The organism is Parasphingorhabdus sp., assembly GCF_039982395.1.
Lineage (GTDB): Bacteria > Pseudomonadota > Alphaproteobacteria > Sphingomonadales > Sphingomonadaceae > Parasphingorhabdus.
Genome location: NZ_JBDWYO010000006.1, coordinates 775481 through 788825, shown reverse-complemented (window position 1 = coordinate 788825; position 13345 = coordinate 775481). Strand labels below are relative to the sequence as shown.

Genomic DNA, 13345 nt, shown 5'->3' with positions numbered 1-13345 from the left:
GATGATGGTGTGGAACGTCTTGAAGAATTTGCAAAGACTTGCGTAGATTGCGGGTTCTGGCTGCATAAAGAACTAGGGCCAGGACTTCTCGAATCTGTCTATGAAGCTTTGCTTTTCGAGAGTTTGAAAGAGAAAGGTCTTTCTGTCGAAAGACAGAAGATCATTCCTATCACGTTCAAGGGGCGTGTTTTGCAAGAGGCCTTTCGGGCTGACTTGATCATTGAAAACCAGATATTGATTGAACTCAAATCTACCGAGCGCTTCGCACCAGTGCATGCCAAGCAGGTGATTACATATCTTCGTTTGATGGATTTGCCGCTCGGTTTCCTAATGAATTTTGGCGCAGCCACCTTCAAAGAAGGCGTCAAGCGACTAGCCAATCAATATTATGCCGGTTAGGTCTGAACCTCCTTTGTGACTTCGTGTCTTCGTGAGAGATAAAATTTGGATAACCTGACCCACAGCTTGGCCGGTGCCGTTCTCGGCCAGATGGGGCTGAAGAAGAAAACCGGCTTAGGCATGGCGACGCTGATCATCGCTGCCAATATTCCCGATATTGATGCGGTGGCGACCTTGCTGGACGGGGTTCAGCATTTGGCAATCCGGCGGGGCATCACCCACGGGCCCATTGCGATGGTGGTTTTGCCACTCTTGCTAACCGACTTCATGATCCTGTTCGACCGCTGGCAGACCAAGCGCGGCAAGCGGCCAGCGGATCGCTTGCCGATTCACAAGGGCTGGCTGCTGGCGCTGGCCTATATCGGTTGTCTCAGTCATCCGGCGCTGGATTGGCTCAATAGTTACGGTATCCGTCTGCTGGAGCCCTTTTCGTCGCAATGGTTCTATGGCGACAGCATCTTCATCATCGATATCTGGATCTGGGCGGCGCTGATTGCAGGCGTCTGGATTTCGCTGCGGCGAGAGAAGAGCGGGGCTGGCAATTGGCAGCGACCCGCGTGGTTCAGCTTCGCCGGGATCTGCGCCTATATTTTTGCCAATGGCCTGATCACCGGCAAGGCCGAGGCAGATATTGTCGCTGGTGTTGAGCAACGCACCGGGCAAATTCCCGAACAGGTTGTCGCCAACCCGATGCCAGTGATGTTCTGGCGTCGCGATATGATTTGGGAGATGGCGGGCGAGCACGGCAGAGAATATGGCGAGGCCCGGTTTAATCTCTTGGCCCGGGAGCCCTTAAACTGGAAAGGCGAGCTCGTAAAAAATGATGCGCCGCCTTCTTTGATCGAGCAGGTCAAAGATACAAATGCCGATGCACGGGCCTTCATGGTCTGGGCGCGACTACCCGTATTGCAGTTGGAAAAGGAAGATTCTGCAGAAGGCGGTCTCACGCTGAATATCGCTGACATGCGGTTCCGCGATCCGCTGGTTCAGGATCGGTTCTCTGTGCGGGTGGGTGTCAATCAGGACAGGTTGGATCGGCCGGAAAACTAGTTAAGAGAGCCAGATGACAAAACCCAAAATCATCTGGTTCCGCCGTGACCTACGTCTAGCCGATCAAGCCGCTATAGTTGCCGCAGCCGCGTCAAACGGGCCGGTCATTCCAGTCTATATTCTCGATGATGAAACGCCCAAACACCGCGTGATGGGCGGGGCTTCGCGTTGGTGGTTGCATCGGTCATTGGAAGAATTGGAGGCATGTTTACAGGCTGTTGGATCGCGACTGATCCTGCGCCAAGGGCCCGCCGCTGAGCAGTTGGCCGAAATTGTCAAATTTACCGGTGCTGATGAAGTCCATGCGCTGCATCATTATGAGCCCTGGTGGCGTAACGCAGAGCGCGCATTGACCAAGACTTTGAGCGGAGAAGCCCGGCTGGTCCTGCATGATGGCAATTATCTTTTGCCGCCCGGGACGGTCACCACCGGGGCTGGCACTCCCTTCAAAATTTATACACCTTTTTGGAAGGCGCTGCGTGTGCATATGCCGCCCGCTGAAGCTCTTCCGTCGCCGGAAAGCCTTGCTGCACCCGATGTCTGGCCGGACAGCGATCGTCTTGAAGACTGGAATCTCATGCCGACCAAACCCGACTGGGCGGCCTCTTTCGGGGATCATTGGCAGCCTGGCACAGCCGGGGCTGATGCCAATCTGGAGGCTTTCGTGGACAAGGCCGCGCAATATGACGAAGGGCGCAACTTGCCTTCGGAAGAACTGGTGTCCCGCCTGTCACCCCATCTGCATTTTGGCGAGATCAGTCCGGCGACCATCTGGAACAAGCTGGCGGGGCAAGGCACCAAAGTTGAAACTTATCTCAAGGAATTGGTCTGGCGTGACTATGCGCAAAATGTCATCGATCAATTCCCGCAATATGGCGGGGAGAGCTATCGCGAGAAAATGCGGGCGCTGCCGTGGCGGGATATGAGAGATGACACCGTTAAAGCGGACTTCAAAGCCTGGTGCGAGGGCAAGACCGGCTATCCGATTGTCGATGCAGGAATGCGGGAACTTTGGGCCACCGGCTGGATGCACAATCGGGTACGGATGATCGCCGCGAGTTTCCTGATTAAGCATCTGCTGATCGACTGGCGGGAAGGTGAAAAATGGTTTTGGGACACGTTGGTCGATGCCGACTTCGCCTCCAATAGTGTCAACTGGCAATGGGTGTCGGGTACCGGTGTCGACAGCAATATGTTCGTGCGGATCATGGCACCGCTCAGCCAGTCCGAGAAATTCAATGCGGGTGATTATATCCGTCAGTGGGTTCCCGAATTGGCTGATGTCGGCGATCCCTATATCCATGACCCGGAAGAATTTGGCTGCAAGCCCCGTGATTATCCGAGGAAAATCATCGGGCACCGGGAAGGACGGGCGCGGGCTCTGGACGCTTATGCGCAAGTGAAATGAGACCGGCTATTGAAATACCTGCCGCAAACCTTTATTCAACGGTCAGATAAAAAGGATATCAGGTCGATGATTAAATAGGGTGCCCAATCGGGCAATATCAAAATGACAGCGTTCAGTCCTCGGGACTGGATATTTTGACACCTATTTTCAGGATCTTTTATGCATAGACTCTCCAAAAAATATTGCGTTATCACGGGTGCTGCTCGTGGCATCGGCAAAGCTATTGCCAAGACTTTTGTCGAAGAAGGGGCGACGGTTCTATTGACCGATCGCGACTCTGAATTGCTGACGGCCGCTGGCAAGGAGCTTGGCTGCGAGACTCTGCTGCTGGACGTGCAAGAGGAGGCCGGCTGGGAACGGTTGGCAACCCTTCACCCGACTATCGATGTCTTGGTCAACAATGCGGGTGTAACCGGCTTCGAAGCAGGCGTAGTACCACACGACCCTGAACATGCCTCGTTGGAAGATTGGCGCGCGGTCCACCGGATCAATCTCGACGGGACCTTCCTTGGTTGTCGCTATGCGATTAGCGCCATGAAGGAAAAAGCGACAGGCTCGATCATCAACATCTCGTCGCGTTCCGGATTGGTCGGTATTCCCGGTGCAGCCGCTTATGCTTCATCCAAGGCCGCCATTCGCAATCACAGCAAATCGGTTGCGCTCTATTGCGCGCAGCAAGGTTGGCAAATCCGTTGCAATTCCATCCATCCCGCTGCGATTATGACGCCGATGTGGGAACCGATGTTGGGGCAAGGCGAAGCGCGGGAGGCGTCCGAGCTGGCTCTGGTGAGGGACACGCCGTTACAGCGCTTTGGCAAAGATAGCGAAGTGGCTGCTATTGCGGTGCTTCTGGCATCCGATGAAGCAGGCTATATCACCGGATCAGAGCTGAATATTGATGGCGGGATACTCGCTGGATCAGCGGCCGCTCCCGGTTCCTGACTTCGGTCCGGAACTTAGGGATAGTTCTACGTTGCCAAGCGCTTAGCGCTGGTCCATATTTGCGCGCATGAACGCCGAAGCCCCGAAACGCGGACAGCATCTGCTTGATGCGCGCAAACGATTCGCCACAGGTGGCGGGTTTTTCGCGCGTCTGTTTGCGCCTGGCTTCCACCATATATTGGACCGCATTGATGCGGGGCTGGATTATGGTTCGTTCGAATGTAAGCTGCCTGATGGTACGGCCCGGATATTGGGTGGTCGCGGCGAAGGACCAATGGCAGAAATCACGCTGCACAGCTGGAATTCGCTGTTGCGATTGATCAACAGTGGTTCGGTCGGTTGGTATCGGGCATGGGAATTGGGCGAATGGGAAAGCGTCGATCTGGTACCGGTCTTCGATCTTTTTGTTCGCAATCGCGAAGGACTGAAAAGCACTGGTCGCGCGTCCGGCTTTTTCAACTGGATTGTGAAACGGAAACACAATAACCGCAGCAACAGCAAACAGCGCGCCCGGCAGAATATTCAATATCATTATGATCTTGGCAATGATTTCTACCGGCTCTGGCTAGACGACAGCATGAGCTATTCCAGCGCGATATTTGCCAATGACAAAGACAGTCTGGAACAGGCACAACGCAACAAAATCGATGCAATTGCTGAACGATTGTCGACAAAAGCGGGCGATAAAGTTCTGGAAATCGGCTGCGGCTGGGGTAGTTTGTCCGGCAGTTTAGCACGGGATCGCAAGCTTGATGTTACCGGCATTTCCCTTTCGGACGAGCAGACGGCATGGGCGCGGGAACATCATCCCGAAGCCCAATATCTGATTCAGGACTATCGGGATGTCGAGGGGCAATATGATGCCATTGCCAGTGTCGAAATGGTGGAAGCCGTTGGCCAGCAATATTGGCCTGACTTTCTCGATTCTATTGCCCGCAATCTTAAACCTGGCGGCCGAGCGGGCTTGCAATATATTACGATAGCAGACGATTTTTTTGAACAATATGCTGCCAGCGCCGATTTCATCCAGACTTATATTTTCCCGGGTGGCATGCTGCTTTCGGAGAGTCGCTTTCGGGAATTGGCCGAAGCACGTGGATTGCGGTGGACCGATCAAAATAGCTTCGGGATCGATTATGCCGAGACATTGAAGCTCTGGCGCGATCGTTTTGATCAAGCCGTCGAGAGCGGTGCATTGCCCGCCGGGTTCGATGAGAGGTTCGTCCGGCTATGGCGTTTCTATCTGGCCTATTGCGAAGGCGGTTTTCGCGCAGGCGGCATCGATGTCGCTCAGGTCACACTGATAAAAGAACGATGAAAAGATAAGGAGAGCGGGATAATGAGAGCTTTGGGAAAATTGGCCATGCTGGGCGCAGCCTGCATCAGTCTGACAGCATGCGAGCAAGTTCAGAAAGTCGCCGCGGATGCAGCGGGATTGCCGACGGACGAAAATGTTCTGTTCTGGACCCAGGATCAACGCGACAAGGCGTTCCGACAGATGGAGCTGCTCACAACCACAAGGACGATCGAAGCTGGTGATACAATCCGGGAGTTGCCGGCAGGAAAACCGCTTCCCGCCAGCCTTCCTGCGGCAAATGATGCCTCTGGTGCCGGCCTGTCGATCGATGACTATATGGCGGATCAGCGGCTGGCGGGGCTTGTGGTTCTACAGGATGGCAATATCCGGCTTGAAGAATATCGTATGGACTTCAGCAAAGACGATCGCTGGACCAGCTTCTCTGTTGCCAAATCTTTGGTGTCGACGCTCGTCGGCGCCGCGATCAAAGATGGCTTTATCAAGTCGCTCGATGATCCTCTGACCACCTATATTCCCGAGTTGAAGGGCAGCGGCTATGATGGTGTGACCGTCGAGCAGCTTCTCACCATGACCTCGGGCGTGCAATGGAATGAGGATTATGAAGACGAGAATAGCGATGTGGCCCGCTTCAACACCACCAAATCGAAAGACGGTGTTGACCCGGTCGTCCTGTACATGAAGACATTGGTCAACGAAGCCGAACCCGGCACACGCTGGCAGTATAATACCGGCGAGACCAATTTGATCGGTGTGCTGGTGGCCAAGGCTACGGGCAAATCGCTATCCGAATATCTGTCCGAGAAAGTCTGGCAGCCATATGGCATGGCCACCGATGCGGTCTGGATATTGAACGATGGCGGCAAGGAAATTGCCGGTTGCTGCATCTCTGCGACCACTCGTGATTTTGCATTGTTCGGCCAGTTCGCAATGAACGGCGGCAAGGTTGGCGACACGGCGATTGTTCCAGAAGGCTGGTACGCGAAAGCTGGCACCAAACAGGCTGATATTGGCGTTGAAGGCCGTGGCTATGGCTATCAATGGTGGACCTATGATGACGGTAGTTTTGCCGGCCAGGGCATTTTCGGTCAGGGCATTTTCATTGATCCGAAGCGGAAACTGGTGATTGCCAGCAACGGCAATTGGCCGCGAGCGACTCCGGACGACAAGAAGGTCGGACGTGATGCATTTTATCAGGCTGTGCAGGCTTATCTGGACAGTGAATCCGCGCCCGCAGAATGATCGGGATTAGCTGACCGCTATCCGTTCGCCGGTTTCAAAATCACTGGCCAATATGTCCACCAGCCGGTCGGCAACGACCGATGGTAGTTTGACGCTTTCCGGGTCTTCGCCCGGATAGGCATCCGCACGCATCTTCGTGCGAGTCCGGCCGGGATCGATAATGGCTGTTCGAATCTTGGCCAAATTGCGCATTTCTTCCCCATAGCTGAGGACAAGCGTCTCAAGCGCGGCCTTTGATGCACCATAAGCGCCCCAAAAGGCGCGGGGTCGTTGGCCAACACTGCTCGATATCGCCAGCAATCGGGCATTATCGCTTTTGCGCAACATGGGATCAAATCCCGCGATCAAGGCTTGCTGTGCGATCAGGTTGAGGGTCAATATCTTGTTGAATTCCTGACCATCAATGGCCGGAACGGGTCCCAATGATCCCAGCATCGCAGCGTTGAGAACGAGAATGTCGAGACCGTCCCAACGGCCTGCGATCGCCGTTGCGAGACGTCCGATACTGTCGCCATCGGTCAGATCGAGAGGGGCGATAGTGGCGTTGCCGCCAGCGGAGTGGATCTGATCTTCGATTTTTTCCAGATCTTCGGCATTGCGTGCGGTGATGACGACATGCGCGCCTTCCTTGGCCAAGGCGAGAGCGGTTGCCGCGCCGATACCGCGGCTCGCACCGGTAACGAGCGCCAGTTGACCTTCAAATTTCATGGTCAATTCGCCGTTTGCTTGAGGCGCGGCAGATCGCCGGAGGGCTCACTGTCACGGCCGGTCGCAGACGAATCTTGCCGTTCGTTGAGCATGCTGAGCTGGTCCGGTTCTTCTTCACCATCCCGGTCGGTAAGGACCGTGGGATAGGCACCGGTAAAACAAGCATCGCAATATTGGGGCTGGATATCGTGGCGGGTTTCTTCACCGGCTGCGCGGTAGAGGCCTTCGATTGAAATGAACGCCAAGCTATCGGCTTGGATGAACTGCCGCATTTCTTCGATTGATTTGAGCGCCGCAAGCAGCTTCTCGCGCTTCGGCGTGTTTACACCGTAGAAGCAACTGTGCATCGTTGGAGGGCTGGCGATCCGCATATGGACTTCGGCAGCGCCGGCTTCGCGCATCATCTGAACGATTTTCAAGCTGGTGGTGCCGCGGACGATCGAATCGTCTACCAATACAATTTTCTTGCCATTGACCAGCGGACGGTTGGCGTTGTGCTTTAGCTTGACGCCGAGATGGCGGACGCCATCGGTCGGTTGGATGAAGGTACGGCCAACATAGTGCGACCGGATGATGCCCAGTTCAAAGGGAATCCCCGACTTTTCTGCAAAGCCTAGCGCTGCGGGAGTGCCGCTGTCGGGAACCGGAATGACATAATCGGCTGAGATCGGACTCTCGATCGCTAACTGGGCCCCGATTTCCTTACGAACGCTGTAGATTGAATTGCCATCAACAATTGAGTCGGGGCGTGAAAAATAGACATGTTCGAAAATGCAGGGACGGGCCTGGGCGTCTGGGAAAGGACGGTGTGAACGCAATTCGCCGTTGGAAACCACAATAAGTTCGCCAGGCTCTACGCTCCGCACATATTCTGCACCGACCAGATCCAGGGCGACGGTTTCTGAAGCAAAGACATAGGCCTCGCCGATCCGGCCCATTACCAGCGGGCGAATGCCCAGCGGGTCGCGACAGGCGATCATGCCTTCGGCGGTCATGCAGATGAGGGAATAGGCCCCTTCAATCTGTTTCAGCGCATCGATAAATTTGTCGAGCAAAGTGCGATATTTCGATGTCGCAACCAGATGGATGATAACTTCGGTATCGCTGGTAGATTGAAATATCGAGCCATGGCGAACGAGCTCGTCACGCAAGGCCAAGGCGTTGGAAATATTGCCATTGTGAGCAATGGCAAAGCCGCCGGATGCGAGATCGGCTTCGAGCGGCTGGATATTGCGCAAAGTACCCGCACCGGTTGTCGAATAGCGGACATGACCGCAGGCAGAATCTCCCCGCAACCGATGGATTACTTCTTCGCTGTCGAAATTTCCTGCCACTGGACCAAGCGCGCGGTGGCTGTAAAATTCCTTGCCGTTTCGGCAGGTAATGCCTGCGGCTTCTTGTCCACGATGTTGAAGAGCGTGCAGGCCGAGCGCGACCATAGCGGCTGCGTCCTCAATCCCGGCGATTCCAAAAACGCCACACTCTTCCCGTAGCTTGTCGTCTTCAAACGGGTGGGTTGTCAGCATATCTCACCTGGCTTGTAAGTGGTCTGGCTTGGAATGTCTGGCATATAGATTTGAAACACTGGTTTGTCTGCCCCCAATGTCATAAAATCATCATATTGCGCTCATCAACGGACATCGGTTGGGGCAATACCGCCATTAGCCGTTGCGCATAGGCGCATCGCCTCTTAACTCATTGCTATGACAGACAGAGAAAATGACCCCGAAACCGGAAATATGCTCCAGCCCAAATATGATTCGAAGGGTTTGATCACTGCGGTTGTTACCGATGATTCGTCGGGAGAATTGTTGATGCTGGCCCATATGAATGCGGAGGCATTGCAACGGACGCAAGACAGCGGAGTGGCCCATTTCTATTCCCGCAGCCGTCAATGTCTTTGGAAGAAGGGCGAAACGTCGGGCAATATCCTCTCGGTTACCGAGATGCGGATCGACTGTGATCAAGACGCGGTCTGGATCAAGGCAGAGCCAGCTGGCCCCGCTTGCCACACCGGAGAAACAAGCTGCTTTTACCGCAAAATTGTAGACGGAAAGCTGGAGCGTATCGCGTGAGTCGCTATGGTTTCTTGATTTTTGCAACGATGCTGGCGAGCTGTGATCAGGGGGCAATAGCGCCCGAAGAACCGGCAACGGAAGTATCATCCCTGGAACGGGCCGCGATCGACGCCGGTGTGATTCCCGATGTTCTCAATGTCACGCTTTCTGGGGCTTTTGAACGGCAAAGCGATCTCGGCACGGACCGGTTCTGCGCGGTGGGGAATGACGAAAATGGCTATCAAGTCGGGATGATCGCGGTATTTGGTCCCGATACAAAGTGCGAAGGGATGGGCGAAGCCGAACGCAATGGTGAAAATGTCCGGATCACCCTTAGTAGCGAAGATCGATGTAGCTTTACCGCCCGGTTTGACGGAGTCGAATTGAAGATGCCCGGCGGACTGCCAGAGGGATGTGCGAGCTATTGCGGCCCGCGTGCCGGCTTCGAAGGGGTGAGCTTTTTCATGGTAGGCGAGGGCGATGCTGTTGCCCGCTCAACCGGCGGTCGAGATATCCAGAACCTGTGTCCCGGCAACTAGCCTTGACGTTTACGTTAGCGTAAGCTATAAGCGTTCTATGTCGAAGCCTCCAAATCACGCCGAAATTGATACGCCAGATCTGAAAAATCGGGAGAGTTACACGATCTCCGACTTGTCGGAAGAATTTGGCGTAACTGCCCGCGCCCTCCGCTTCTATGAAGACGAAGGACTGATAGCGCCGGACCGCAAAGGCCTGTCACGCATTTATACCAAGCGTGACCGAGCGCGTCTGGCCTGGATTATGCGAGCGAAAAACGTCGGCTTCAGTCTGACGGAAATTCGTGACATGATCGATCTCTACGATCTTGGCGATGGCCGCCAGACGCAGATGCAGGTCACCATCGAGAAATGTCAGGAAAAGGTTGATGCGCTGAAAAAGCAGCGTGCCGACATCGATAGCTCCATCAAAGAGCTCACAGGTTTTATAAAGACTGTGCAGGACGCCATGGCGAATACCAAAGCACAGCATCAATAGAGGATATATGCCGGCAACGACCGGCACCCCCATTTGAGTAGAAAGTAGAACATTATGCCCAGTTATACAGCGCCCATCGGCGAAGTCCGTTTCATCCTCAACGAGGTGTTGAATCTGGAACAATATACAAATGTCGCAGGCTTTGAAAATGCGACGCCCGAAATGGTTGATGCGATTTTGACCGAAGCTGGAAAATTCGCATCGGAAGTCCTGCATCCGCTCAATCAATCCGGCGATGAACAAGGATGTACCCGTCACGAAGACGGTTCTGTCACTACGCCCGAAGGCTTCAAAGAAGCCTATCAGCAAATCACCGATGGTGGTTGGACGACTTTGTCGGCTCCCGAAGAATTTGGTGGCCAGGGATTGCCCCGCGTGTTGGGCAATGCCGTGATGGAATTCATGGTTTCGGCCAATCAGGCGCTGGAAATGTACACCGGCCTGACGCAAGGCGCGATTGCATCGATCCTCACCGAGGGCAGCGAAGAGCAAAAACAAACTTATGCCACCCAGATGATCTCCGGAAAATGGACCGGAACGATGAACCTGACCGAAGCGCATTGTGGGACAGACCTGGGTCTTATTCGCACCAAGGCGGAACCCATTCCGGGCGGCTATGCGATCACAGGACAGAAGATTTTCATTTCGGCTGGTGAACATGACATGGCGGAAAATATCATCCATCTTGTTCTCGCCAAGACCCCGGGCGCACCCGACAGTTCCAAAGGTATTTCTCTCTTCATCGTACCAAAATATTTGGTCAACGAGGATGGAACTCTGGGTGAGCGCAACGGTGTCAGCTGTGGTTCGATCGAAGAGAAAATGGGCATTCACGGCAATGCGACCTGCGTCATGAACTATGATGGCGCGACCGGCTATATGGTCGGCGAAGAGAATAAAGGCCTGCGGGCAATGTTCATCATGATGAACGCCGCAAGATTGGGCGTTGGCCTTCAAGGTCTGGCGCAAGGCGAGATTGCCTATCAAAATGCGGTGATCTACGCCGGTGACCGTCGTCAGGGCAGGGCGCTAACAGGAGCCCAGGACCCGGAAGAAAAAGCGGATACATTGTTCGTACACCCGGACGTGCGCCGGATGTTGATGGACGGCAAAGCCTTTACCGAATCCATGCGTTCTCTGGTTCTTTGGGGTGCGTTGCAGGTGGATCTTGCTGACAAAGCAGAAAGTGAAGAAGAGCGCCAGATTGCCGATGATCTGGTAAGCCTGCTTACGCCAGTGATCAAAGGTTACGGAACCTATATGGGCTACCAGATCGCCACGGAATCGCAGCAGGTTTATGGCGGACATGGCTATATCACCGAATGGGGCATGGAGCAGTTTGTCCGCGATGCCCGGATTGCCATGATTTACGAAGGTACCAATGGTATCCAAGCTATGGATCTGGTTGGTCGCAAGCTTGGCCAAAATGGCGGACGGGCGGTCCAGGCCTTGTTCAAAGTTGTCGCTGACGAAATCGCGGAAGCGAAAGATCATGAGAAGCTCTCAGGCTTTGCCGCTGCGCTTGAAAAGGCCAATGGCGAGCTGCAGAAAGCGACAATGTGGTTCATGCAACATGGCATGGCGAACCCGAATAATGCGGGTGCCGGCGCCTATCACTATATGCATATCATGGGCATCGTCTCACTCGGACTCATGTGGTTGCGGATGAGCAAAGCCGCTCAGGCTGCGCTGGATGCAGGTACCGATAACCCGAAATATTACGAAGCCAAATTGGTGACCGCACAATATTTTGCGGAGCGTTTTCTGCCGGATGCCGGCTCGCTGCGCCGCAAGATTGAAGGCGGCAGCGAATCGATCATGGCGCTGGACCCCGAAATGTTCGCAGTCGCCTAATCTGCCAGATCAGGCGGCTTCATTCTGTTCCGCTTGCCGATAGGCTTCTTCCCAATGGCTTAGATTCTGCCGGGCATCCTGTACAAAGGGTGACCGGCGGATTCCCCATAATGCCAGATTATTGGCGAACCGGCCGAGCCAGCGCATTGGCCGTTTAACCTGTATCAGCAGGATGACTCGGCGTTGATCGGTCCGGTTGTGGACTTCGTGATATTGGCTGTCATCGAAGACCAGCCATTGGCCTTTTTCCCAGAAACAGTCGGTTGTCTCCACCTGCATCGTGCAATTTTCTGGGCTGTCGGGAATGATCAATCCGAGATGACAGGTGACCAGACCACGGGTCACGCCGCGATGGCGGGGGATGACCGCGCCGGGTTCCAGGATGGAGAAAAAGGCTGAGTTTAGACCGGGGATCTGGCGGACCAGTTCCGCGGTTACCGGAGCGCGGGCGCAATTCTCCGGCACTTCATAGCCATAGCCAATCAGAAAGAAAGACCGCCAATTGCCGTCACCGGCAATTCGCGCATGATCCGGCGATATATCGTTGAGCGGCGGCACGGCGGCGCGGTGACGCAGAATCGCATTGGCCTCCTGTGCAATGGTCTGCCAGTTTTCGGTCAGACGATGGGTCCAAGGAAATAGGCTGGCCGGGATTATCGGTGCGTTGGGTATCTTTGATTGGGATGCCGAAATTTTGTTCAATGTACCACGCAGGCGTTTGCCAAGCCTGATGATGAACGGTCGGCTTTTTATACTCGCTGTAACTGGCTTTTGATCAACATGTTTCCTGGACATTGCGTTCAACCTTTCATTGAAATGCCCCAGACCCGTTGTTCGTATTATCGTGTAAAATGTGACCATTTTTCGACAAACAGATGCCCAAAATCTGTCAATGACGGCAGCCGGGGGCTGCATGCGATGAACAGTGTCAATTGTCCGGTAGAAACCAGAATTCCGCCATTTAGCGCCTGTCTGGCCCATATAGTCGAACCATGCTGGACCCGCGGTCCCTGATCGATCATGACGGCGGTGACAGGGGAATCATGTGCATAAGGAGTATATGCAATGCATTCCAAAAATAGCCCAAATCGCCGTTCAGCTCATCTGCGTCGGATGACGCCATATCTGATTACCGTCGGATTGGGGTTGTCGGTTGCCGCCAATGCGGCAGAGCCAGAAACCTCCGATGAGATGGAGTCTGAAATCCCCGCTCCAACCATTGATTCAAATGGGGATGGTACGATGGATGCATGGGATCGCAGCGGAGATGGTCGACCCGATGCCTGGGATTCCGATGGCGATGGCCGACCTGATCTGCTGGATGATGATGGCGATGGCAAACCTGATTAAATTAGC

Annotated in this window: 14 protein-coding genes; 11 read left to right on the top strand and 3 right to left on the bottom strand. The window is 54.4% G+C overall.

Features of this window, described 5'->3' with window-relative positions; genetic code table 11:
- The first annotated feature begins 9 nt into the window (after positions 1–9).
- From ABJV08_RS13915 to ABJV08_RS13890, 6 genes are all read left to right on the top strand, one after another.
- Positions 10–399 (top strand): GxxExxY protein, encoded by a 390-nt coding sequence (locus tag ABJV08_RS13915; RefSeq protein ID WP_348039655.1) that lies wholly within the window; start codon positions 10–12, stop codon positions 397–399.
- A gap of 45 nt (positions 400–444) precedes the next feature.
- Positions 445–1449: a metal-dependent hydrolase gene (locus tag ABJV08_RS13910; protein ID WP_348039656.1), complete on the top strand. Its 1005-nt coding sequence runs from the start codon at positions 445–447 to the stop codon at positions 1447–1449.
- Positions 1450–1462: 13 nt separating this feature from the next.
- On the top strand, positions 1463–2857 hold the full coding sequence (locus ABJV08_RS13905; protein ID WP_348039657.1) for a deoxyribodipyrimidine photo-lyase: 1395 nt from the start codon (positions 1463–1465) through the stop codon (positions 2855–2857).
- A gap of 159 nt (positions 2858–3016) precedes the next feature.
- On the top strand, positions 3017–3799 hold the full coding sequence (locus tag ABJV08_RS13900) for an SDR family oxidoreductase (protein WP_348039658.1): 783 nt from the start codon (positions 3017–3019) through the stop codon (positions 3797–3799).
- A 67-nt stretch (positions 3800–3866) separates the two neighbouring features.
- A complete protein-coding gene (locus tag ABJV08_RS13895) occupies positions 3867–5117 on the top strand; it encodes a cyclopropane-fatty-acyl-phospholipid synthase family protein (protein ID WP_348039659.1) in 1251 nt (416 codons plus the stop codon).
- 21 nt (positions 5118–5138) lie between these two features.
- Positions 5139–6356 (top strand): serine hydrolase, encoded by a 1218-nt coding sequence (locus ABJV08_RS13890; protein WP_348039660.1) that lies wholly within the window; start codon positions 5139–5141, stop codon positions 6354–6356.
- Positions 6357–6362: 6 nt separating this feature from the next.
- On the opposite strand, the gene ABJV08_RS13885 is transcribed toward ABJV08_RS13890, so the two are convergent.
- Together ABJV08_RS13885 and purF are read right to left on the bottom strand one after the other, a co-directional pair.
- Complete coding sequence (locus tag ABJV08_RS13885) at positions 6363–7064, bottom strand: SDR family NAD(P)-dependent oxidoreductase (RefSeq protein ID WP_348039661.1); 702 nt, start codon at positions 7062–7064, stop codon at positions 6363–6365.
- A 2-nt stretch (positions 7065–7066) separates the two neighbouring features.
- Entirely contained in the window at positions 7067–8590 is a 1524-nt protein-coding gene (gene purF, locus ABJV08_RS13880; protein ID WP_348039662.1) for an amidophosphoribosyltransferase, read from the bottom strand.
- 177 nt (positions 8591–8767) lie between these two features.
- Between purF and hisI the strand changes: the two genes are divergently transcribed.
- From hisI to ABJV08_RS13860, 4 genes are read left to right on the top strand one after another with little or no spacing between them, the layout of a single operon-like run.
- The gene (gene hisI, locus ABJV08_RS13875) at positions 8768–9139 is read left to right on the top strand and encodes a phosphoribosyl-AMP cyclohydrolase (protein ID WP_348039663.1); all 372 of its coding nucleotides are present in this window, start codon (positions 8768–8770) and stop codon (positions 9137–9139) included.
- Positions 9136–9660, top strand: coding sequence for a hypothetical protein (locus ABJV08_RS13870; protein WP_348039664.1), 525 nt, complete (start codon positions 9136–9138; stop codon positions 9658–9660). The genes hisI and ABJV08_RS13870 overlap by 4 nt, the downstream gene beginning before the upstream one ends.
- A 37-nt stretch (positions 9661–9697) precedes the next feature.
- Positions 9698–10135 carry a MerR family DNA-binding transcriptional regulator gene (locus tag ABJV08_RS13865; protein WP_348039665.1) on the top strand — a complete coding sequence of 146 codons (438 nt, stop codon included), beginning with the start codon at positions 9698–9700 and terminating at the stop codon, positions 10133–10135.
- Positions 10136–10189: 54 nt separating this feature from the next.
- Positions 10190–11989, top strand: coding sequence for an acyl-CoA dehydrogenase C-terminal domain-containing protein (locus ABJV08_RS13860; RefSeq protein ID WP_348039666.1), 1800 nt, complete (start codon positions 10190–10192; stop codon positions 11987–11989).
- A gap of 9 nt (positions 11990–11998) precedes the next feature.
- Here ABJV08_RS13860 and ABJV08_RS13855 read toward each other — a convergent pair whose 3' ends face one another.
- Complete coding sequence (locus ABJV08_RS13855) at positions 11999–12784, bottom strand: aspartyl/asparaginyl beta-hydroxylase domain-containing protein (RefSeq protein WP_348039667.1); 786 nt, start codon at positions 12782–12784, stop codon at positions 11999–12001.
- A gap of 318 nt (positions 12785–13102) precedes the next feature.
- Here ABJV08_RS13855 and ABJV08_RS13850 point away from each other — a divergent pair, with 318 nt between their 5' ends.
- Positions 13103–13339, top strand: coding sequence for a hypothetical protein (locus ABJV08_RS13850; protein ID WP_348039668.1), 237 nt, complete (start codon positions 13103–13105; stop codon positions 13337–13339).
- Positions 13340–13345: the final 6 nt, after the last annotated feature.